At 68.1% G+C, this 21,415-nt stretch carries 21 protein-coding genes, 1 tRNA gene and 1 pseudogene; 8 read left to right on the forward strand and 15 right to left on the reverse strand.

Going from position 1 to position 21,415, the window contains the following annotated elements; genetic code table 11:
- Nucleotides 1-118, reverse strand: a pseudogene (locus AC14A7_RS09275) (L-threonylcarbamoyladenylate synthase); the annotation flags it as partial.
- Nucleotides 119-161: 43 nt separating this feature from the next.
- Between AC14A7_RS09275 and AC14A7_RS09280 the strand changes: the two are divergent.
- Nucleotides 162-773, forward strand: a complete 612-nt coding sequence (locus AC14A7_RS09280) for an HAD-IA family hydrolase (RefSeq protein ID WP_484008376.1) — start codon at nucleotides 162-164, stop codon at nucleotides 771-773.
- Nucleotides 770-1,387 carry an HAD-IA family hydrolase gene (locus AC14A7_RS09285; protein WP_484008378.1) on the forward strand — a complete coding sequence of 206 codons (618 nt, stop codon included), beginning with the start codon at nucleotides 770-772 and terminating at the stop codon, nucleotides 1,385-1,387. The genes AC14A7_RS09280 and AC14A7_RS09285 overlap by 4 nt, the downstream gene beginning before the upstream one ends.
- 23 nt (nucleotides 1,388-1,410) lie before the next feature.
- On the opposite strand, the gene prmC is transcribed toward AC14A7_RS09285, so the two are convergent.
- Genes prmC through lysA form a run of 7 tightly spaced genes read right to left on the reverse strand, consistent with a single transcriptional unit; the run spans nucleotide 1,411 to nucleotide 10,193 of the window.
- Nucleotides 1,411-2,280: a peptide chain release factor N(5)-glutamine methyltransferase gene (prmC, locus tag AC14A7_RS09290; protein ID WP_484008380.1), complete on the reverse strand. Its 870-nt coding sequence runs from the start codon at nucleotides 2,278-2,280 to the stop codon at nucleotides 1,411-1,413.
- 3 nt (nucleotides 2,281-2,283) lie between these two features.
- Nucleotides 2,284-3,360, reverse strand: coding sequence for a peptide chain release factor 1 (gene prfA, locus AC14A7_RS09295; protein WP_484008381.1), 1,077 nt, complete (start codon nucleotides 3,358-3,360; stop codon nucleotides 2,284-2,286).
- A gap of 2 nt (nucleotides 3,361-3,362) precedes the next feature.
- Complete coding sequence (gene rho, locus AC14A7_RS09300) at nucleotides 3,363-5,438, reverse strand: transcription termination factor Rho (protein ID WP_484008383.1); 2,076 nt, start codon at nucleotides 5,436-5,438, stop codon at nucleotides 3,363-3,365.
- Between the two features lie 34 nt (nucleotides 5,439-5,472).
- Entirely contained in the window at nucleotides 5,473-6,411 is a 939-nt protein-coding gene (gene thrB, locus AC14A7_RS09305; protein WP_484008385.1) for a homoserine kinase, read from the reverse strand.
- A complete protein-coding gene (gene thrC / locus AC14A7_RS09310) occupies nucleotides 6,408-7,484 on the reverse strand; it encodes a threonine synthase (RefSeq protein WP_484008387.1) in 1,077 nt (358 codons plus the stop codon). The genes thrB and thrC overlap by 4 nt, the downstream gene beginning before the upstream one ends.
- A 6-nt stretch (nucleotides 7,485-7,490) precedes the next feature.
- Nucleotides 7,491-8,807, reverse strand: a complete 1,317-nt coding sequence (locus AC14A7_RS09315) for a homoserine dehydrogenase (protein WP_484008388.1) — start codon at nucleotides 8,805-8,807, stop codon at nucleotides 7,491-7,493.
- Nucleotides 8,808-10,193 carry a diaminopimelate decarboxylase gene (lysA, locus tag AC14A7_RS09320; protein WP_484008390.1) on the reverse strand — a complete coding sequence of 462 codons (1,386 nt, stop codon included), beginning with the start codon at nucleotides 10,191-10,193 and terminating at the stop codon, nucleotides 8,808-8,810. It lies immediately after the preceding gene.
- Between the two features lie 182 nt (nucleotides 10,194-10,375).
- On the opposite strand from lysA, the gene AC14A7_RS09325 reads away from it, so the two are divergent.
- Nucleotides 10,376-10,765, forward strand: coding sequence for a type IV pilin protein (locus AC14A7_RS09325; protein WP_484008392.1), 390 nt, complete (start codon nucleotides 10,376-10,378; stop codon nucleotides 10,763-10,765).
- Here the strand turns inward: AC14A7_RS09325 and AC14A7_RS09330 are convergent.
- The 3 genes from AC14A7_RS09330 to argS are packed head-to-tail and all read right to left on the reverse strand — an operon-like array spanning nucleotide 10,762 to nucleotide 14,029.
- On the reverse strand, nucleotides 10,762-11,553 hold the full coding sequence (locus AC14A7_RS09330) for an LmeA family phospholipid-binding protein (protein ID WP_484008393.1): 792 nt from the start codon (nucleotides 11,551-11,553) through the stop codon (nucleotides 10,762-10,764). The two genes, AC14A7_RS09325 and AC14A7_RS09330, sit on opposite strands and share 4 nt — an antisense overlap.
- Nucleotides 11,550-12,335, reverse strand: a complete 786-nt coding sequence (locus AC14A7_RS09335; protein ID WP_484008394.1) for an LmeA family phospholipid-binding protein — start codon at nucleotides 12,333-12,335, stop codon at nucleotides 11,550-11,552. The genes AC14A7_RS09330 and AC14A7_RS09335 overlap by 4 nt, the downstream gene beginning before the upstream one ends.
- Nucleotides 12,336-12,370: 35 nt before the next feature.
- A complete protein-coding gene (gene argS / locus AC14A7_RS09340) occupies nucleotides 12,371-14,029 on the reverse strand; it encodes an arginine--tRNA ligase (RefSeq protein WP_484008396.1) in 1,659 nt (552 codons plus the stop codon).
- A gap of 64 nt (nucleotides 14,030-14,093) precedes the next feature.
- Between argS and AC14A7_RS09345 the strand changes: the two genes are divergently transcribed.
- Nucleotides 14,094-14,654: a hypothetical protein gene (locus AC14A7_RS09345; protein ID WP_484008398.1), complete on the forward strand. Its 561-nt coding sequence runs from the start codon at nucleotides 14,094-14,096 to the stop codon at nucleotides 14,652-14,654.
- 57 nt (nucleotides 14,655-14,711) lie between these two features.
- Here AC14A7_RS09345 and AC14A7_RS09350 read toward each other — a convergent pair whose 3' ends face one another.
- Nucleotides 14,712-15,506 (reverse strand): transglutaminase-like domain-containing protein, encoded by a 795-nt coding sequence (locus AC14A7_RS09350; RefSeq protein ID WP_484008400.1) that lies wholly within the window; start codon nucleotides 15,504-15,506, stop codon nucleotides 14,712-14,714.
- A 67-nt stretch (nucleotides 15,507-15,573) separates the two neighbouring features.
- Between AC14A7_RS09350 and AC14A7_RS09355 the strand changes: the two genes are divergently transcribed.
- A tRNA-Arg gene (locus tag AC14A7_RS09355) sits at nucleotides 15,574-15,645 on the forward strand.
- A gap of 3 nt (nucleotides 15,646-15,648) precedes the next feature.
- Here AC14A7_RS09355 and AC14A7_RS09360 read toward each other — a convergent pair.
- Nucleotides 15,649-16,260, reverse strand: a complete 612-nt coding sequence (locus tag AC14A7_RS09360) for an LURP-one-related family protein (protein WP_484008401.1) — start codon at nucleotides 16,258-16,260, stop codon at nucleotides 15,649-15,651.
- A gap of 54 nt (nucleotides 16,261-16,314) precedes the next feature.
- Between AC14A7_RS09360 and AC14A7_RS09365 the strand changes: the two genes are divergently transcribed.
- Both AC14A7_RS09365 and AC14A7_RS09370 read left to right on the forward strand, forming a co-directional pair.
- Nucleotides 16,315-17,949: a helix-turn-helix transcriptional regulator gene (locus tag AC14A7_RS09365; protein WP_484008402.1), complete on the forward strand. Its 1,635-nt coding sequence runs from the start codon at nucleotides 16,315-16,317 to the stop codon at nucleotides 17,947-17,949.
- Between the two features lie 66 nt (nucleotides 17,950-18,015).
- Entirely contained in the window at nucleotides 18,016-18,561 is a 546-nt protein-coding gene (locus AC14A7_RS09370; RefSeq protein WP_484008404.1) for a hypothetical protein, read from the forward strand.
- A gap of 129 nt (nucleotides 18,562-18,690) precedes the next feature.
- Here the strand turns inward: AC14A7_RS09370 and AC14A7_RS09375 are convergent, their stop codons facing one another.
- Entirely contained in the window at nucleotides 18,691-18,864 is a 174-nt protein-coding gene (locus AC14A7_RS09375) for a hypothetical protein (RefSeq protein ID WP_484008406.1), read from the reverse strand.
- A gap of 34 nt (nucleotides 18,865-18,898) precedes the next feature.
- Here AC14A7_RS09375 and AC14A7_RS09380 point away from each other — a divergent pair, with 34 nt between their 5' ends.
- Nucleotides 18,899-19,915 (forward strand): glycerate kinase family protein, encoded by a 1,017-nt coding sequence (locus AC14A7_RS09380; protein ID WP_484008407.1) that lies wholly within the window; start codon nucleotides 18,899-18,901, stop codon nucleotides 19,913-19,915.
- On the opposite strand, the gene AC14A7_RS09385 is transcribed toward AC14A7_RS09380, so the two are convergent.
- Nucleotides 19,879-21,318, reverse strand: coding sequence for a helix-turn-helix domain-containing protein (locus AC14A7_RS09385; RefSeq protein ID WP_484008408.1), 1,440 nt, complete (start codon nucleotides 21,316-21,318; stop codon nucleotides 19,879-19,881). The genes AC14A7_RS09380 and AC14A7_RS09385 overlap by 37 nt on opposite strands.
- Nucleotides 21,319-21,415 lie beyond the last annotated feature (97 nt).

The following is a 21,415-nucleotide window of genomic DNA, read 5'->3' on the forward strand; positions in this document are numbered from 1 at the left end:
CGACACCGTAGACGGTGTCGGTCGGGATCACGACGAGCTCGCCCTTGCCGATGGCGGCCCTCGCGAGTCGCATTCCGGTCAGTAGCGCAGCGTCGACGGAGCAGTCGTAGATGGCCATGTCGCTCCATGGTACGCGGTAGACGGGATAGCCTTGGAGCGCCGTGGACCTCTATCTATTCGACTTCGACAAGACGCTCTACGGCTACAACTTCCTGCACCGCCTTCCCGCCCTGTCGCGCATGAGCGGTGTCAGCCAGTACGACCTCGCCCGACTGTGGTGGGCCGACGGCTACGAGGCACGCGCAGAGTCGGGCGAATGGCCGGATGCCGAGCAGTACCTCGACAAGTTCCTCGAGGTGACCGGTGCCCGATTGAGCCTCGGCCAGTGGCAGGATGCCCGCGCCGCCGCCATGACCCCATTGCCCGGCAGCATCGCGGCCCTGCAGCGCGCCAGCACGCTCGGCACCGTCGGGCTCTTCTCGAACAACCCGTCGATCTTCGCGCGCTCGCTTCCGCGGCTGGCACCAGACGTGGCAGCGATCCTCGGGCCGAACGTTGTCACGAGCTGCCTGTTGCGGGCCCGCAAGCCGATGCGGCAGTCGTATGAGCGGGTGCTCGAGCACTTCGGCGCGAGCCCGAGTGACACCTTCTTCGTCGATGACAACCGCTCCAACGTCGCCGGCGCCCTCGAAACCGGCATACGCGCCCACCACTTCACCGATACCGCCGCGCTCGACGCCGCCATCACCGCATTCGCAGCAAGGAACGCATGACTCTGCTCTTCATCTTCGACATGGACGACGTCCTGTACGACTACGACTGGCGGCACCGGATGGCTGGCATGACAGCCCTCACCGGCCTGTCGCTGCGCAGGATGCGTGAACTGTGGTGGAACGACGAGGGCGAGTGGGCCGCAGAGGCAGGCGTGTTCGCGACGCCAGAGGCGTACCTGCACGCGTTCGAGGCAGCGATCGGCCAGAAGGTCGACGAGCAGGAGTGGGTGCGCGTGCGCGGAGCCGCGATGACGCCGCGGCCAGAGGCGATCGCCGCCGTGGAGCGGGCGGCAGAGCTCGGCGACGTGACGCTGCTGACCAACAACGGCGCCCTGACCGCCAAGCACCTGCGCACTCTCGCGCCCGACCTCGTGCCCGTGTTCGGAGACCATCTGCTCACCTCGAGCCACTACTCGGCGCGCAAGCCCGATCCCGTGGTGTTCGAGCGCGTGCTCTCTGCCTACGATCGCAGCGCGAGTGAGGCGTTCTTCGTCGACGACATGCCAGACAACGTGGCCGGGGCGGCATCCATCGGCATCACCGCCCACCTGTACCGCTCCCCCGCGGCGCTTTGTGCCGCGATCGAGGACTTCGCCGCGGTCGAACGCGACTAGCGAGCCCGGCCAGCGCAGCGCTACTAGCGCAGCGCGGTCGTGGCGCGGTCGCGACCGAGGAGGTCGCGGTGGGTCGCGACGGCCCGCCAGCCGTCCGCGGTGAGCAGCGCGGCGATCTCTGCGGCCTGCAGCTCGCCGTGCTCGATGACCAGGGTGCCGCCGTCGTGCAGAAGGCGGCGCGCGGTCGTCGAGACGTTTCGCACGACATCCAGCCCGTCCTCGCCGCCGTAGAGGGCGATCTCGGGGTCGAACAGGCGAACCTCCGGGTCGCGCGGAATCGCGTCGACCGGAATATACGGAGGATTGGATGCGACAACAGCGACCGTGCCGTCGAGCTCTGGCAGCGCGACAGCAAGGTCGATGAACACGGCGCGGGCGTTGTCTGGCGCGATCTCGCGGAAGTTCTGCTTGGTCCAGACGAAGGCGAGCGGCGACACCTCGACCCCGTAGACGCTCGCGTGTGGAACCTCGACGGCCATGGCGAGGGCTATCGCTCCGCTGCCCGTGCCAAGATCGACGGCGATCGGCTTCGGCGACGCGCTTGCCCGCAGGGCCTCGATGGCGATGCCGGCAACGCTCTCCGTCTCTGGCCGTGGCACGAAGACACCGGGCCCGACGGCGAGCTCGATCGAGCGGAACGCCGCCCGGCCGGTGATGTGCTGAAGCGGCTCGCGCGCTGCGCGGCGCTCGACGAGCTCTGTCACTGCGAGCAGCGACTCGGCGTCGAGCACTCCCCCGCTGATCGCGCGCGCCTGCACGGCACCGCGGCTGGTTCCGAGCACGAATCCGATGAGAAGCTCTGCGTCGACTGCCGGAGACGGCACCCCGGCGCTCGCCAGAACACTCGTTGCGCGCTCGAGCACCGCAGAGACAGCCGAGGGATTGGTGCTCATTGCCTACTCGGTGGCGAGATCGGCCAGCTGCGCCTCTTCGTCAGAGGTGATGCACGACTCGATCACCGGGTCGAGGGCGCCGTTCATCACCGCGTCGAGGTTGTACGCCTTGTAGCCGGTGCGGTGATCCGCGATGCGGTTCTCCGGGAAGTTGTAGGTGCGGATGCGCTCTGAGCGGTCCATCGTGCGGATCTGGCTCTTGCGGAAGACGCTCGCCTCGGCGTCGGCCTCCTCCTGGTACCGGGCGAGGATGCGGGCACGCAGCACGCGCATGCCGGCTTCGCGGTTCTGCAGCTGCGACTTCTCGTTCTGCATTGCCACGACGATGCCCGTCGGGAGGTGGGTGATGCGCACTGCGGAGTCGGTCGTGTTGACCGACTGGCCGCCTGGTCCGCTCGAGCGGTACACATCGATCTTGAGGTCGTTCTGGTTGATCTCGACCTCTTCTGGCTCATCGACCTCAGGGAAGACGAGCACACCGGCCGCCGAGGTGTGGATGCGCCCCTGCGACTCGGTCGCCGGCACCCGCTGCACGCGGTGCACGCCACCCTCGTACTTGAGGTGCGCCCACACGCCCTGGGCGGGGTCGGTCGAGTTGCCCTTGATGGCGACCTGGACATCCTTGTAGCCACCCAGATCGCTCTGGGTCTGCTCGAGGATCTCGGTCTTCCACTTCTTCGACTCCGCGTAGTGCAGGTACATACGCAGTAGGTCGGCGGCGAACAGCGCGGACTCCGCGCCACCCTCGCCCATCTTGATCTCCATGATCACGTCGCGACCGTCGTTGGGGTCGCGCGGAATGAGGAGTCTGCGAAGGACCTCGGCTGAGGCATCCAATTGCTCGGTCAGAACGGGCAGCTCTGCGGCGAACGACTCGTCCTCCGCTGCCATCTCGGTCGCAGCCTCGACGTCATCCGTCAGCTGGCGCCACACGTGATAGGCCGCGACGATGCGCCCGAGCTCTGCATACCGGCGGTTGATCCGCTTGGAGCGGGCCGGATCGGAATGCAGGTCGGGGTCGGAGAGCTGCTTCTCGAGGTCGGCGTGCTCCTCAAGGAGACCCTGCACTGACTCGAACATGCTTAGTCTTCCTTGGTGCCGCTCGCTCCGGGGAGCGACTTCTGGATCTGCATGAGGAACTCGACGTTCGACTGCGTCTCCTTGAGCTTGCCGAGAACCGTCTCGGTCGCCTGCTGGGTGTCGAGCCCGGCGAGGGCGCGGCGCAGCTTCCAGGTGACCTTGACCTCTTCAGCCCCGAGCAGCATCTCCTCGCGGCGCGTGCCGGAGGCGTTGACGTCGACCGCAGGGAAGATGCGCTTGTCGGCCAGCTGGCGCGAAAGGCGGAGCTCCATGTTGCCGGTGCCCTTGAACTCCTCGAAGATGACCTCGTCCATCTTGGAGCCGGTCTCGACGAGCGCGGTCGCGATGATGGTCAGCGAGCCGCCCTCCTCGATGTTGCGCGCGGCGCCGAAGAAGCGCTTCGGCGGGTAGAGCGCCGACGAGTCGACGCCACCGGAGAGGATGCGACCGGATGCGGGAGCCGCGAGGTTGTATGCGCGGCCGAGGCGGGTGATCGAGTCGAGCAGCACGACGACGTCGTGGCCGAGCTCGACGAGGCGCTTCGCGCGCTCGATGGCGAGCTCTGCGACCGTCGTGTGGTCTTCAGCCGGGCGGTCGAAGGTCGAGGCGATGACCTCGCCCTTGACCGTGCGCTGCATGTCGGTGACCTCTTCTGGCCGCTCGTCGACGAGCACGACCATGAGGTGAACCTCTGGGTTGTTCTTGGCGATCGCGTTGGCGATGGCCTGCAGAACGAGGGTCTTGCCCGCCTTGGGCGGCGAGACGATGAGGCCTCGCTGGCCCTTGCCGATCGGCGACACGAGGTCGATGATGCGGGTCGAGAGCTTCTGCGACTCCGTCTCGAGGCGAAGGCGCTCGGTCGGGTACAGCGGGGTCAGCTTGCCGAACTCGACACGGTTGGCCGCCTCCTCAACGGGCAGGCCGTTGATCGAGTCGACGCGAACGATCGCGTTGTACTTCTGGCGGCCCTGGTTGCTGTCGCCCTCCCGCGGCTGGCGGATCGAGCCGACGACGGCGTCGCCCTTGCGCAGGTTGTACTTCTTGACCTGGCCGAGCGAGACGTAGACGTCGTTGTTGCCCGGGAGGTAGCCCGACGTGCGCACGAAGGCGTAGTTGTCGAGAACGTCGAGGATGCCGGCGACCGGGATGAGCACGTCATCCTCGGTGATCTCCGGCTCGAAGTCGTCGCCAACCGGACCACGGCCGCGCTTGCGGTCGCGGTAGCGGTTGCGACCACTGCGGTCGTCGTCGTCGCCGAGCTGGTCGCGCTGGGAATCGCGCTGCGGTCCGTTGTTGTTCTGCGGCTGCTGCTGGCGGCCGTTGTTCTGCTGGCGCTGCTCGCCCTGCTGCCCGCCCTGGCGCTCGTTGCGGTTGCGGTTGCGGTTGCGGCTTCTGCCCTGGCCCTCGCGCTGCTCTCCATCGGAGTCGCCGGACTCGTCGGCGCCCGACTGCCCCTCGCGCGCGGCAAGAGCGCCGTCGAGCAGCTGCTCGACGTCGGGAGCGGTAGCGGCTACTGCATCGGTTGCGGAGTCTGCTGCGGCGGCAGGCTTGGTGGCGCGCCGGCTGCGGGTCTCGCGCTTGGCCGGGGCCTGGTCGGCCTGGTCGGCCGGTGCCGTCTCGACGCCGGTCTCGCCCTGCGAGACGTGCGAGCGAGCCGACTTCGGCGCCGACTCGTCGGAGCGGGTCTCGACGTCGGGGGCCTCGCTCACGGCGGGCGCTGCGGCGGCGGCGGCATCCGTAGCGGCGCGAGCCTCCGCGTCGACCATCGTGGCGCGGCGCGGCGCGCGCTTCTTGGGAGGCTCAGTCGCCTCTACTGCTGCGGGGGCGACATCGGTCGATGCGGCCTGGTTCTCGTTGATCGCGTCCACGAGTTCTCCTTTGCGAAGTTTCGAAGCACCGCTGATACCGAGAGCGCTCGCGAGTTGCTGCAGCTCAGAGAGCTTGAGCGAACTCGGGTTCGTGCGGACGTCGATATCAGACACTGCTGGGGTTCCTTTCCCCTGCCCGGATGCGGATCGATCCGGTGGAGGAGAGCTAAATCGCTGCTGCGGGTGCCAACGGCACCGCTGTAACTGCATCAGCGAGGGTGAGATGCAACCCGGGAAGTTGTGGCTAGGCCAGGCCTTCTACCGGGTGCACTGTCACTGTAGCACCTTTGAAATCCACGGCTGGCATGAGCGCCTGCCACGGTGTGGCGGTCGTCGCGGCGATGAGCGCGGCCGCGTGCAGTCGCTCTGCGGGGTCGCTCGCCAGCACGAGCACCGAGGGTCCGGCGCCAGAGACGACGGCCGCGAGACCCTCGGCGCGCAAGACGCGGATCAGGCTGTCGGTCTCGACCATGGCGCTTGCGCGGTAGTTCTGGTGCAGGCGGTCCTCGGTGGCGGCAAGCAGCAGCTCCGGGCTCTGGATGAGCGCGGCGATGAGAAGCGCAGACCGCGAGACGTTGAAGATCGCGTCCTCGTGGGGCACCGATTCCGGCTGCAGGCTGCGGGCGTGGGCCGTCGACATGGTGGCCTCCGGCACCGCGACGAGCGGAGAGACGCCGCGGTGCACGATGAGCTTCTTGTGCCGAGGACCGGTCGGAGTAGTCCAGGCGATGGTGAGGCCGCCGAAGAGGGCGGGTGCAACGTTGTCTGGGTGGCCCTCGAGCTCGGTCGCGAGCCTCAGCAGGGCATCCGCGTCGATGTCGACGATGCCGTCGAGCAGCCCCTTGGCCGCCATGATGCCGGACACGATCGCCGCACCAGACGAGCCGAGGCCGCGACCGTGGGGAATGACGTTGTGCGCAACGAGGTCGAGCCCTGGCATCGGCTCGTTGAAGGCCTGGAAGACGTGCGCGATAGAGCGGACGACGAGGTTGGTCTCATCGGTCTCGACCGTGCCTTCGCCGACGCCGTGCACCTCGACGGTGGCACCCGGCTGCGTGCGAACCCGCACCTCTAGCTCGTCGTAGAGCGCGAGCGCAAGGCCGAGCGTGTCGAGCCCGGGGCCGAGGTTCGCCGTGGTGGCGGGAACCTTGACCGTGACACTGCGGCCGAGCAGGCCGGTCATGTGCGGACGAGGCCGAGCACGCTCGCAACCTCCGCCGTGTCGACCGGCACGATCGTCGGTGCGACGTCGGAGCCATCGGCGGTGCGGAGAGCCCAGCTCGGATCTTTGAGACCGTGGCCGGTCACTGTGAGAACGACCGTGGAGCCGCGCGGGATCTGTCCGGCGTCGGCGCGCTCGAGGAGGCCGGCGACACTGATCGCCGATGCCGGCTCGACGAAGATGCCGACCTCGGCAGAGAGGATGCGGTGCGCCTCGAGGATCTTCTCATCGCTGATCGCGCCGAAGTAGCCGTTGCTCGTCTCGCGCGCGGCGATGGCAAGCTCCCATGAGGCAGGGTTGCCGATGCGGATGGCGCTCGCGATGGTCTCCGGGTTCTTGACGATCTTGCCATCGACGATCGGCGCGCTGCCCGATGCCTGGAAGCCGAACATGCGCGGCAGCTTGGTCGACTCGTTGCGGGCCAGCTCCTCGCTGTAGCCGCGGAAGTAGGCGGTGTAGTTGCCGGCGTTGCCGACCGGTACTAGGTGGAAGTCTGGTGCGTCGCCGAGAACCTCGACGACCTCGAAGGCCGCCGTCTTCTGGCCCTCGATGCGGTCGTTGTTGACCGAGTTGACGAGGTGCACCGGGTAGTTCGCCGCGAGGTCGCGGGCGATGTCGAGGCAGTCGTCGAAGTTGCCCTGCACCTGCAGCAGCTGGGCGTTGTGGGCGATCGCCTGCGCGAGCTTGCCCATGGCGATCTTGCCCTCCGGCACGAGCACGGCGGCCGTGATGCCGGCGTGGGTGGCGTAGGCGGCGGCGCTCGCCGAGGTGTTGCCCGTCGATGCGCAGATGACGGCCTTCGCCCCGGCCTCGACGGCCTTGGACACCGCCATCGTCATGCCGCGGTCTTTGAAGGAGCCCGTTGGGTTCATGCCCTCGAACTTGACCCAGACCGTCGCTCCGGTGCGGCGCGACAGCGCGTCTGCGGCGATGAGCGGCGTTCCACCCTCACCGAGCGTGATGATCGGGGTCGCGTCGGTGACGTCGAGACGATCACGGTATTCGTGGAGAACTCCACGCCACTGGTGCGCCATAGGTTTCTACAGACCTTCAACTCGGAGGACGGATACGACAGAACTCACGACGGCATTGTCCGTCAGCGCCTCGACAGTGGCGGCAAGAGCGGACTCCGTGGCGGAGTGGGTTCCAATGACAAGGCTAGCGGTGGGCGAGGCGGCCCCTTCACCGCTGGCTACCGATTGCGCAACGTTCTCGACAGAGACGCCGTGCTCGCTGAACAGGGTCGCGATCGCGGCGAGAACCCCGGGCTCGTCGACCACGGTGAGCGTGATCTGGTAGCGGGTGGTCACGCTCGACATGGGCAGGATCGGAAGGTTGGCGTTGTTCGACTCCGCGACACCAGGACCGCCGACGACGTGACGGCGCGCTGCAGAGACCAGATCGCCGAGCACCGCCGACGCGGTCTCCTTGCCACCGGCACCCGCGCCGTAGAACATGAGCGAGCCGGCCGCCTCCGCCTCGACGAACACCGCGTTCTTCGCCTCGTGCACGGCGGCGAGCGGGTGGCCGAGCGGCACGAGAGCAGGATGCACGCGCGTGCTCACGCCGAAACCACCGGTCGGGATGGCGATGCGCTCGCACACCGCGAGCAGCTTGACCACATAGCCCGCCGCGCGTGCCGCCTTCACCTGCTCAAGCGTGACGCCCGTGATCCCCTGGCGGTAGACCGACTCCAGCGGCACGGAGGTGTGGAAGGCGAGGCTTGCGAGGATCGCAGCCTTCTGCGCTGCGTCGTAGGCCTCGATGTCGGCCGTCGGGTCGGCCTCGGCGTAGCCGAGCGCCGTCGCCTTGGCGAGGGCGTCCTCGAGCGAGGAGCCCTCGGTGTCCATAAGGTCGAGGATGTAGTTGGTCGTTCCGTTGACGATGCCGAGGATGCGCGTGACCTGGTCACCCGCAAGGCTGTCGCGCAGCGGGCGGATGATGGGGATGGCTCCGCCCACAGCGGCCTCGTAGTAGAGCTGGGCTCCAACCTGCTCAGCGGCCTCGAAGAGCTCGGTGCCGTGGGTGGCGAGGAGCGCCTTGTTGCCGGTGATGACATCCGCGCCGCTGTTGAGTGCGAGCAGCACAAGGGATCGGGCCGGCTCGATGCCGCCGATGAGCTCGATGACGATGTCGGCACCCAGGATCAGCGCTTCTGCGTCGGTGGTCAGCAGCTCCTTCGGGATGCTCGGCGTGCGCTCCGCGTCGAGATCGCGCACCGCCACGCCGACGAGCTCCAGACCCGCTCCGGCGCGGCTGGCGAGCTCGTCGCCGTGCTCGAGCAGGAGCGATGCGACGTTGGCGCCGACGCTGCCGCCGCCGAGAAGGGCGACTTTGAGGTTGCGGTACTCGATCATCTAGTTCACTCCCGTGTCTCTGGCCAGAAGGTCGGCCTCGGTCTCACCGCGCACGAGGACGCGGGCCTTGCCATCGCGAACGGCCACCACGGGTGGTCGAGCGAGGTAGTTGTAGTTGCTCGCGAGCGACCAGCAGTACGCGCCCGTTGCGGGAACCGCAATAAGGTCACCGGGCTCGACGTCGCCAGGAAGGTACTCCGCATGCACGACGATGTCGCCGCTCTCGCAGTGCTTGCCGGCGACGCGCACGAGGATCGGGTCGGCGCTCGAGGTGCGGTTCGCGATTCGCGCAGAGTAGTCGGCTGCATAGAGCGCGGGGCGCACGTTGTCGCTCATGCCGCCGTCGACGCTCACGTAGGTGCGCACCGAGCTTCCGTCCACGAGCACCGGCTTGACGGTGCCGACGGTGTAGAGCGTCGAGGTCGACGGGCCGATGACGGCGCGACCAGGCTCGACCGCGACGACAGGTACCGCAATGCCGAGCTCGGCGGCCCGCTCGGCAACGATGTCGGCGAGACGGTGGGCGAGCTCTGCGACCGGGAGGGCGTCATCCGCGCTGGTGTAGGCGATACCGAAGCCGCCGCCGAGGTTGAGCTCGGGAACCGGCCCTCCGGCGAGCAGCTCTGCGTGAAGGGCGAAGAGGCGGCGGGCGGACTCGGCGAAGCCCTCAGACTCGAAGATCTGCGAGCCGATGTGGCAGTGAAGGCCGAGGAAGGCCAGCGAGTCGTGGCCGCGGATCGCCGCGACGGCAGCGGGAGCATCGGCGAGCGTGATGCCGAACTTCTGGTCCTCCCGCGCGGTGGCGAGGTACTCGTGGGTCGAGGCGTGAACGCCGCTGTTGACCCGCAGGCGAACCGGCTGAACCCTGCCGTGCCTTCTGGCGGCCTCGGCGACGCGCTCGATCTCGATGAGGCTGTCGATCACGATCGCGCCAATGCCGACCCCGACCGCTCGGTCGATCTCGACGACGCTCTTGTTGTTGCCGTGCAGTCCGAGGCGGGCGGGGTCGGCTCCGGCGGCGAGCGCGACTGCCAGCTCTCCCCCGCTGCAGACGTCGATATTGAGCCCGGCCTCGATCATCCATGCCGCGACCTGCATAGACAGGAATGCCTTGCCCGCGTAGTAGACCTTCGCGCTGCTGCCGACGCGCGTGAACTCGGTGTCGAACGCGGTGCGGATCTCGAGCGCGCGAGCGCGCACATCGGCCTCGTCGAGCACGAACAGCGGTGTGCCGAACTCGGCGACAAGGGCGGAGGCCGCGACACCAGCCACCTCGAGCTCGCCCGTCGCCGAACGCGCGCTCGAGCGCGACCACACGGCGGGATCGAGCGTGTTGGCGTCGACGGGATGCTCTAGCCACGACGGGGCGAGCGGGTTGACTGTCACGGGGACCCCTGAAGATCGGTTGCTGGTGGGGCGAGCGAACCCGCGAGGGTCGGCCAAGCCCTTGCAATAGTACCGGTGCGAGGCACCCCCCGAAGTGATGCCCCTGCAAGACGGGGCTACTGCCGAGGACGCACCGCGGGCAGCATTGACGAATCGCAGCCTCCAACGACAGGACGAGTCCCATGACGCGCGAACAGGGCAACGCAGCCCACGAAGGTGGATTCACCCTGATCGAGCTGCTCATCGTGACTCTCGTCATCGGTCTGCTGTCGGCGATCGCCGTACCCATCTTCATGAGCCAGCACGAACGGGCGACCGACGCGTCGACGATCAACGACCTCACCAACGCCAAGCTCTCTCTCGTGGCATACGCCGTCGAGCACGACGGGACCTACACCTCCGACACCGAGGCGCTCCGGCAGTATGGCTTCGAGACGAGCGATGGCGTCGAGTTCTCCGACATCATCATCATTCTCGACAGCGAGGACTTCTGCATCGAGGCGGCCGCCCGCACCGGCACGTGGTTCAGCGTGACAGAGGCGGCCGGCGTCACGAGGGCCGCCTGCGCCTAGTCGCAGCTGCCGAGTGTCGCGAGCGACGTCTCGTCGAAGAGGGCAGTGGTCGCCCCGATCGTGACGACGAGCGTGCTGTCGCGAACCGATACCTCGTCGACGGCGAAGGAGGCGGGAAGCCACGTTGCCACGCACAGCGACCTCGTCTGCAGCAGGTTCTCTGCCGGCCGGCCGAAGGTGTCGATGAGCGACTCCGCGCTCGATCGTGTGCCCCCGAGCTCGACACTCGTGGGCGTGAAGCCGATCTGACCACCGTCGGCAAACGGCTCGACGCCCAAGCCGACGGTGAAGGGAATGCCGAAGATCGACAGCTCTGTGCCCACCCTGATCTCACCGTCGACGAGGCGCACGGAGTCGATCGCCGTGTCGCTGAACGTGCGGGCGATCGACTGGATGCCGTCTTCACCGACCCGGAACTCGATCTGCACCCGGTCAACGGGCTTCGACGTATCGATCGGAACACCCTCTGCGCGAAGGCTGACGCCTCCCGTGAGGTCGCCGATGGTGACGGTCTCGACATCGACGCCGATCTCGTCGAGCGACCCGGTCACGACCTGGGCGATCACCGACGTGCCCCCGATCTCGACCGCTACCGGGTCGGTGCTCTCGAGGCTGAGCACCGTGCGCACCTTCTCTGCCACGTAGTCGGCGACCTGCTGCCGCGCCCATGCGTCGAGCGCGATGTAGCCGACAACGAGAACCGCAACGGTCACAAGGATGGCGATGACGGCCTTCAGCCCGCGACGCCGCGGGCGGGAGGCGGCAGTCACGACGACGGTCTCGCTCACGCGCAGTCGCCCTTGGTGGCGAGGCCGCCGCCGGTGATCGGCACCGTGGTGCCGTGGAGTCCGAGCACGAGTGTGTCTCCCGCGACAGTCACGTCGTCGAGCGCGAGTGCCGCCGGGAGGAATTCCGCTACGCAGAGCGAGCGGGGGGTTGCCGCCGCGGCGGCCCCCGGACCGTAGCTTCCTGCCTGGGCGGCCACGACATCCACCGGCGCGTTGTTGACCGTCATGGCCGAGACGGCGAACGCGACGATGCCCTCGCCCGCCGACGGCACGAGCGTGACAGTCGCCGGCAGCTCTTGGCCGAAGGCCGCCGTCGTGGTGGTGAGAACGAGGGCACCGTCGACGAGGTCGACGCTCGCCACCGGCGCGTCGGTCAGGCCTGCGCTGAGGGCGAGCAGGGCATCCTCGTCAAGAGCGACCGTTGCCGACAGCGTCGCAATCGAGCCGCCGAGGTCGAACGGAATGCCGGTTGCCAGCAGCACGACGTCGGCAGAAGCTGCCCCGACCGGCACACTGTCTGCGGTGATCCGCACCCCGTCGAGACCGCCGCCGACCACCTGAGAGATGAGTGTTCCGGAACCGAGATCCACCTCGACCCCGTCCTCTGCCTCCGCGCCGAGCGCACTGCCGACCTGGTCTTTGAGGACTCCGGTGAGGAAGTCGCGCCCGAGGCTCTCTCCGATGACGAGCGTCGCCACGACGAGGGAGAGGAAGACGAGTAGGGCAATGGTCATTCCAACCCACCGCCGCTTCGGACGGATCTTCGGCTCATCCCAGGTCATAGCCCCATCCTCGCAGGGGTTGGCCGAAACGCGGCCTACATCTTCTCTGGAGCGCCAACCCCGAGAAGAGTGAGGGCGTTGCGCAGCACCTGTCCCGTTGCGTCGTTCAGCCACAGCCGTGTGCCGTGCACGTCTCCCACCGGCTCGTCGCCGATTGGCGTTACGCGGCAGTTGTCGTACCAGCGGTGGTAGGCGCCCGCCACCTCCTCCGCGTACCGGGCGATGCGGTGCGGCTCGCGCAGCTCTGCCGCCTGGCGAACGATGCGCGGCAGCTCGGCGAGGATGCCGAGCAGCGCGCTCTCCGTCTCGTGCGTCAGCAGGCTCGCGTCGAACGCGTCACGCGTCACCCCGGCCGCCGCGGCGTTGCGGGCGACGGAGTTGGTGCGGGCGTGGGCGTACTGCACGTAGAACACGGAGGTTTCGTTGGTCTTGCTGCCGAGGAGATCGAGGTCGATGTCGAGCTGCGAGTCGGCAGAGCTGCGCACGAGGGCGTAACGACCGGCGTCGACGCCGACGGCATCCACGAGGTCCTCCAGCGTCACGACGGTGCCGGCCCGCTTGCTCATGCGCACTGGTTCGCCGTCTTTGAGCAGGTTGACCAGCTGCCCGATGAGGATCTCGAGGTTGTAGTAGGGCTTGTCGCCGAACGCCGCGACCATCGCCATGAGGCGGCCGACGTAGCCGTGATGGTCGGCGCCGAGCAGGATGAGGTTGCGCTCGAACCCGCGCTCTCGCTTGTTCAGGTAGTAGGCGAGGTCACCGGCGATGTACGCGGCCTCGCCGTCGCTCTTGATGACGACCCGGTCGCGGTCGTCGCCGAATGTCGTCGTGCGCAGCCAGATTGCTCCGTCGGCCTCGAAGATGTGGCCGAGCTCGCGCAAGCGCTCGATGGCACGCTCGACTGCCTTCGTGTCGTAGAGGTCGTTCTCGTGGAAGTACACGTCGAAGTCGACACCGAACTCGTGGAGGCTTGCCCGGATGTCGCCGAACATGAGGCCGACACCGACCGACCGGAACGCCTCCTGCAGCTCTGCCGGCGAGAGGGAGTCGAGGTCGCCGGGGTAGTCGGCCATGACCCGCGCCGTGATGTCGGAGATGTACTCTCCGCCGTATCCATCCTCCGGAGCGGGTGCGCCGTGGAAGCTCGCGACCAGGCTGCGGGCAAACCGGTCGATCTGCGCGCCGTGGTCGTTGAAGTAGTACTCGCGGGTGACGATTCCACCCTCTGCGGTGAAGATGCGAGCGAGGCTGTCGCCAACCGCCGCCCAGCGAACGCCACCGATATGGATCGGGCCGGTCGGGTTGGCGGAGACGAACTCGAGGTTGATCGTGACCCCGGCGTAGAGATCTCCGGTGCCGTAGTCGGAGCCAGCCTCGACGATCGCCTTGGCAAGAGCACCGGCTGCTGCGGCATCCAGTCGGATGTTGATGAAGCCGGGGCCCGCAACCTCGACTCCCGCGATGCCGTCGAGCGCGCCGAGGCGCACGGCGATCTCGGTGGCGAGTTCGCGCGGATTGGCGCCGATGCCCTTGGCGAGCTTCATGGCGGCGTTGGATGCCCAGTCGCCGTGCTCGCGGTTCTTCGGCCGCTCCAGCACGATGTCGCCGAGCTCGATGTCGGCGCTCGCGCCACGAGACGACACGACATCGCGGACGATCTCAAGCAGGGCGGCAGAAAGGCTTGCGGGATTCACGGTGCCCAAGCCTATCGCCGCCTGTCGAACCGCCCGTCATGGCGTGCACGGGGACAATGGAGGGATGCGCTCTCCACTCGCCACCGTCCTCGCAGCCGCTATCGTGCTCGCCATCGCCGGATGCACCCCTCAGGCCGAGCCGACACCGCAGCCGACTGCCAGCGCCTCGACCAGTGCGAGCCCATCGGCGGAGCCGAGCACGGAGCCGACCGCTGCTGGCCCGTTGCCGGTTCCGTCGTGTGAGGAACTGGTGTCGGCGGAGGAGATGTACGAGTACAACAGCAACGTTGCGGTCAGCCCCGGCTACTCGCCCCCAGCCGGAAGTCTCCTGGCACGGGTTGCAGCGACCGGCATCGCGTGCGGGTGGGTCAATCTCTCGAGCAACGAGGTCATCTCCCTCGCGGTCGGGGCGCCCGACGAGGCAGCGATTGCCGGCTTCGACGCGGAGTTCAGCGCGTGGACTCCGGTCGAGTGGAACGGCGCGAGTGGCTACTTCGGCGCGAGTGACGGCGTGGCCACCGCTGCAGCGATCGTCGACGGATACGTCGTGGTGAGCAGTTCGACGGTATACGTCGAGGCCGCGGATGCCGCTGCGATCGTCGACGCCGCACTGGCGTCGCTCTAGGAACTCGACGCCGCACTGGCGTCGCTCTAGGAAATCGCCGCCGCAGCGCCGCTGTGGCTAGCCGAGCTGGATCAGCTGCTGGCCGTCGTCGGTCGGCAGCGAGTCGACGATGGCGAGCACCTCGAGCCGATTGAGGATGAGGTCGGCCCTGTGGTTGGTGAGGAACGCGATATCGGCGGCATCGCGTCCCGTTGAGATGCGGAGCATGCTCTGGCGCGGAGCGAGTCGGGTGGCGTCGACGACCCACCATTGCCCGTCGATGTTTGCCTCTGCGACCGCGTGGAAGTCCATGGGGCTCAGCCCAGGCGCGTAGACGGCGACCATGCGCGCCGGCACGTCGAGGGCGCGCAGGAGGGCAATGACGAGATGGGCGTAGTCCCGGCAGACCCCGCGGCGGGCCATGAGGGTGCGAGCTGCGCCATCGGTGACGAGGCTGGAACCCGGCACGTAGGCGAGGCGCTCCCAGACCCACAGGGTCACTGCGGTCAGCAGTTCGTGTCCGCTGAGGCCGGCGAACTCGTAGCGCGCTGTCGGCAGCAGGCTGTCCGACTCGCAGTAGCGGCTCGGCCGAAGGTAGATGATCGGGTCGAGTTCGTCAGCCGGTGCCGCCTCGGCTCTGCCCTCGACGGTGGCAGAGTACTCGACCACCATGCGGCCGGGGCCAGCAGCGAACTCGTGCAGCCGCGAGCCGTGGCGGTCGACGAGCTCGCGGGCGTCGAAGCTCGTGCCGTCGATGAGGAACGACATGCTCTCTGCGAGGAACGTCGACTCCGCGGCGACCGCCATGCTGAAGACGAGATCGCTCTCGCCGCGCAGCTCGAGTTCCATACGGGTCGACACGGTGCGCTGCATCCATCGATCATGTCACGTGCCGCGGGCGAGGCGTCGCCGGTCTGCTGCTAGCCTTGAATCGAACCTGGCCCCCTTAGCTCAGGGGATAGAGCACTGCCCTCCGGAGGCAGGGGCGGCAGTTCGAATCTGCCAGGGGGCACCGCTACCGCGCTAGCAGCGCATCCAGTCCGACGGCCATGGCCGCCGCGAGACGGAAGTCGAGTCGGGTGTCTGGCACCGTCACCGAGTACTGGTCGCGCAGGGCGAATTTCTTCTCGCTCGACATGACGACGGCCCCCGTCGCCTTGTCGGTGAAGTCGAAGTGGAAGACGAACGGGATGTCGTTCCAGAGACGACGCAGGATTCCGACCAGCTCGTTGCGCTCCTGACCGTACGCGTCGATGCCAGGGCCGCCGAGGTGGAAGCTCGACCGCAGCAGGCTCGCCTTGAAGTCCTTCTGGAAGAAGCCAATGGGCGTTCCCGCGGCGTCGAAGACGTCGTAGACGGCGGCGAGCTCCATGATGTTGCGGGCCTTGAACGAGAAGACCGGTGTGGTGCGGGCCTCATCGGAGTAGAAGGTGACCTGTTCCTTGAACGCCATTCGCTTCTGCTGCGCGACAGCGACAACCGCTCCTGCCGTTCCGTCGGGGTTGGCCCCGCGGATCTCGTACCGGTTCACCATGAGGGTGAGCTTCTGCTTGACGAAGAACCGGGGAAGGTGGTGCACGCCATCGGCGGGGGCTGAGGGCTGCGGGGACTGGATGGAGTCGGTCATGACTGGAGTCTAGGGAATGTCATGTCCTCGTGCGGCCGCCGCTAGAATCCGACAATGGCGAGAACGGCTGCACTAGGCACCGTTCTCCGCGACGCGATCGAGCTTCGGCCGAACGACGCGGTCTCGTACTGCGACGACAGGCTTGCCACCACCGGCGACCCGTGGCTTCATTCCCTCCGCTCGTTCGCCGCCTTCTTCGCGCAGGACTTCTCGTCGGCAACCACCAGCGCCGCCATGGCTCGCCAGACGGCAGCGGATGACGAGTCGGCCGTCTTCTCCCTCGTCGCCACCGCCTTGGCGAGCGCGGGCGCCGACCCGCACTATGACGGCGACCCTCACCTCGACGCCATCGCGGCACTCCCCCGGCTCGTCAGCGCCCCGCGCGACCGCCGCGCGTTCATCGAGTACCTGCTCGCCGAGGCGAGCCTCGGGTGCGGCCGCCTCGACCTCGCGACGCGCGTCGTGGCAGAGAGCATCGCGCTGCCTGCTGACTTCCTCGCGGATGGCGGTGCACCGCATCCGTACCTGGCAGTGATGAGGGTGATGCACGCCCGCCTGCTCGGGTTTCAGGGTCGGGTGACCGACGCCCTCAGCGTCATCTCTGGCATTGCCACAACCCCGGGAAGCGCCGGCGACATGCTGGTGAGCGCGACGACGTGCCTGCTGCAGGGCAACAATGCGAAGCGCCAGGTTGTGCGTGCACTCGCCGACAGGCTGGAGCGTGAGGTCGGAGAGCCGAACGACTACATCTCCGCTGGGTGCTACCTGCTCGTCGCGTTCGGCCTTGTCGCGACGCCCGATGTCGACCGTGCGGCGGCTTTCGTGCTCAGGGCAGGGCACACGGCCAGTCTCGACGGACTCACCATCATCGACAGGGCACTCGGGCTGGAGATGCTCACCAGCGCCGCGGTCAGCCAGGGCGACATCGGTGCCGCCCAGGCGTGGCGGCTGCGGGCGCAGCCTATGCTCGACACCCTCGCCGCCTGCTCGACAATCGAGCGGATCAACAGCAGGGTCGCCCTTCTCGAAGGCGACGCGGTCGCCGCAGCCGCGTGGGCTAGGCGGGCCGTCGAGCATGCCACGATCCAGGGCCGGGCCATCGAGGCGGCGGAGGGCGAGATCGTTCTGTCGAGAGCCCGCATCGCGCTGTCGGAGCGCGGGGCCGCGAGCCAGGGGCTCGAGGCGATGGCTGCTCGCGCCGCGTCATCCGGTCATCTCGCCGCCCAGAAGTCTGCTGCACGCGAGCTGCGGGCTATCGGTCGGCGGCTGCGTCCCGTGGCCGGCAGCGGTTGGCAGGGGCTCTCCCCGCGCGAGCGCGATGTCGCACTGCTGATCGCCGAGGGGTTCGGCAACCAGGCGATCGCCAGGGCGCTCCATCTGTCAGAGCACACCGTGCAGGCTCACGTGTCTCGCGTGCTCGCGGCCTTCGGTGCGGCCTCGCGTCTCGCCGTCGTCGCCGCGCTGACACCGCTGCTGCCGCGGGACCCGGATGCCGCACCACCGCCTGCCCTCACGCCGCGTCAGCAGATGGTTGCGGCCCGCATCGCCGCCGGCGGCACGAACGAGGCGATCGCCATCGAGCTCGGCGTGAGTGTGAAAACCGTTGAGAAGCACGTCAGCGAGATCCTGCGCCGCTGGCAGGTCGCCTCCCGCATTGGCATCGCCCGGTTGGCGCTGTCCGTCGCCTGATCGCAGCAGAAAAGAATAGGCAGGAGCCCTACTGCCACCGCGCCGCCACTGACGGATCATTGGCGCATGACTTCCTTCCCGTCGCCCCGCCGCGCCATTACGCTCCTCCTGACCGCTGCCGTCGTGCTCACGGCCGCCGGCTGCTCGAGCTTGCCCAGCACTGTCAGCAATGGCGAAGCCCCGGTAGCGGAGACGGCCACCTCCTCGCAGGTCGGCGCAGGGAAGGGCCCGGCCTGCGAGGACAACACCAGCGGTGTCGAGATCTTCGCCGGCGAGGGGGTCACGAACGCTCCAGAGCCCGGACAGGTCTGGGGCGACGGCTCAGAGCTCGCCTTCGACTACGCCGACTTCGTTCCCGGCGCGACTCTCGGCTATGAGATCGGCTATGTGCAGGAAAACGGCTCGGTCAGCCCCGTGACGGGCGGGTTCTTCGCCGAGCCGTCGGGAACGACGTTTGCGTCGAGCGATCTGTACTTCGACAGCACATCGGAGGGCTATTTCGGCATCGTCTCCGTGACGATGACGAGCAACGTCGAATTCGACGGAGAGAACTACACGTCAGACAGCACCGACGTGGCGAACTTCTGCGTGCTGCTCGCCACGAGCGAGTAGCACGCGGGTCGTCAGGACCTAGCGGTCTTTCGGCTTCGCCTTCTTCTCGGCGCGCTTCTCCTTGAGAGACTTCGAGGCGGCCGTCTTCGGGCTGGACTTCTTGGGGGACTTGTCAGCCATGCGATTCTCCTATCCGTCGATGCGCTTGAGAACGTGCACCGGAAGGGCAATGGAAGCGGCTACCGCGAGGATGCCACCCACGAACATGACGCCCTCGTACCCGACCGCGTAGAAGGAGTAGGCGAACAGTGCCAGGCCTCCGACGAAGAGCGCGATGGCGATGAGGAAGGCGAAGACGTTCATGACCTCATTGTAGGGGCGGTCATACGATGAGGCCGTGCCACTCTCCGTACTGATCGCCCCCGACTCGTTCAAAGGCAGCATCAGCGCACAGGATGCCGCCACGGCGATCGCGCGCGGCTGGTCGGCCCAGCGCCCCGACGACGCACTCGCGCTGCTGCCGCAGGCCGACGGCGGCGAGGGCACCCTCGACGCCGTCGAGGCCGCCGTCGCCGGAGCACGGCGGCAGTGGGTGCACGGTGTCACCGGCCCCGACGGAGCCGAGGTCGATGCCTCCTGGCTGTCGCTGCCCGACGGCACCGCCGTCGTCGAGCTCGCGCAGTCCAGCGGGCTCCCGCTCATGCGGGTGCCCGATCCGCTCGGCGCCACGACGCGGGGTCTCGGCGAGGTGATCCGCGCTGCACTCGAAACGTCGCCGCGCCGCCTGCTCGTCGGGCTCGGCGGCTCCGCCTCCACCGACGGCGGGGCCGGGGTGCTCGAGGTCGTTGCCAACGTCGACGTCGACGTCGTGCTGCTCACCGATGTGACCTCTCCCCTCCTCGGCCCCGACGGTGCCGCCGCGGTGTACGGGCCGCAGAAGGGTGCGTCGCCAGAGCAGGTCGCGCAGCTCGAACGCCGACTGGCACTGCTCGCGGAGCGGCTCGGCGGCGACCCCGACGCCGCGGGTGCCGGCGCGGCGGGCGGCACCGCCTACGGGCTGGCGGCGGCGTGGGGTGCTGTCATCGCATCCGGGGCCGACTACGTCGCAGACCTCACCGGCCTCGACGCCAGGATCGCGGGCGCGGATGCCGTGATCACCGGCGAGGGCTGCTTCGACGACCAGTCGACGGCAGGCAAGACCGTCGGCCGGGTGCTGTCGCGGGCGGCGCTGCACGACGGCGGCGTCGCCCTCATCGCCGGAGAGGTGCGCGCACCCGCTGCAGCCCGCGCGATCACGCTGGTCGAGCTGGCCGGGTCGCGCGAGGCGGCGATGGCCGAGCCAGCGCGATGGCTGGAAACGGCGGGAGGCCTGCTGGCTCAGTCCGTCGAGCTGTGGGCCTCGAGGAACTCGTAGAGCTCCTGGTCGTCCACCCCGGGAAAGGTGCCGGAGGGCAGCGGCGACAGGATGTGGGCATGCAGCTTGGCACTCGACCAGGCACGGCCTGACCACTGGGCGCTGAGGGCGGCATCCGGTCGCTTGCAGCATGACTCGTCGGGGCACCGAGACGCCGTGCGGTTGCTTGTCTCCCGCCCCCGGAACCAGGTGGAGTGCACGAACGGCACCCCGACAGTGATCGAGAACTCGTCTTTCTCGCTCGTGCCCGTCTGCGTCGAGTCGAAGAAGGTGCCCTCCGGCGTGTCGGTGTACTGGTAGAACTCCGTGGTGCGGTTGGTGCGGCGGAAGGCCGCGCGCGCGCTCCAGTGCCGGCACACGAGTTGGCCCTCCGTCGAGCCGGTGACGTCGACGGGAAGGCGAAGGCCGTCGTTCTCGTATGCCTTGGAGACGGCACCGTCACCGCCGACGCGGAGGAAGTGCACCCGCATGTCGAGGAACGCCGTGGCGAGGTTGGTGAAGCGAAGGGCCGCGGCCTCGTGGGTAACGCCGAAGGCATCGCGAAAGTCCTCGACGGCGATGTTGCGCTCTGCCTTCGCCGTGAGCAGGAACTCGACCGACTGGGTGCGTGGCATGAGCGCGGCCGCGGCGAAGTAGTTGATCTCGAGCCGCTGCTGGAGGAAGTCGGCGTAGGTAGCCGGCTGCTCGTGGCCAAGCAGCCGGTGCGCCATCGCCTGCAGCGCCATGCCGCGGAGTCCATGACCACCGGGAATCGACGCCGGCGGGAGGTAGATGCGACCGTTCGCGAGATCGGTGACAGATCGGGCGGAGTGCGGGAGGTCGTTGACGTGAACGAGCTCGAAGCCGAGCCGCTCCGCCATGCGGCTCACCTCACGGTGTGTGAGTGCACCAGAGACGTGGCCGACCTCGCGCAGTGTCTGCTCTGCGAGCTCCTCGATCTCCGGAAGGTAGTTGTCGACGGCGCGCATGCGCTGCCGCAGCTCTGTGTTGGCGCGGCGCGCCTCCTCTGGGGTCGCGATCGCCTCTCCGGCCCGGCGGGAGAGCTCGCGATGGAGGCCGACGATCGCCTCGAGCGTCTCGTCTGACATGCCACGGCTCGCGCGAACCACCGGGAGCCCGAGCGAGGCGTAGAGCGAGGCCTGCTGCGCGCGGTCGAGCTCGAGCTCGAGCGCACTGCGCCGGTCGGGCGGTGTCTCATCGAGCAGGTCGCCGACCGCGATGCCGAGGGCGGCGGCGATGTCGTTGAGGAGGCTCAGCCGCGGCTCGCGGCGGCCGTTCTCGATGAGGGAGAGCTGACTGGCAGCCATGCCGACACCGGCCGCGGCGCCGAGTTGGTCGAGGGTCAGGCCCGCCGCGTTTCGGTAGTGACGGATGCGGCGCCCGATGGTGGCGATGTCGGTCATTCTTTTACGATATCAAAAGAAGTGCCCGTATTAACTGCGATTCTTGGTCATCAAGCCTGATTCTCGGCGAAGAATGAAACACGAGCCGATTCTTTCG

It is taken from the genome of Conyzicola sp., from assembly GCF_057073975.1.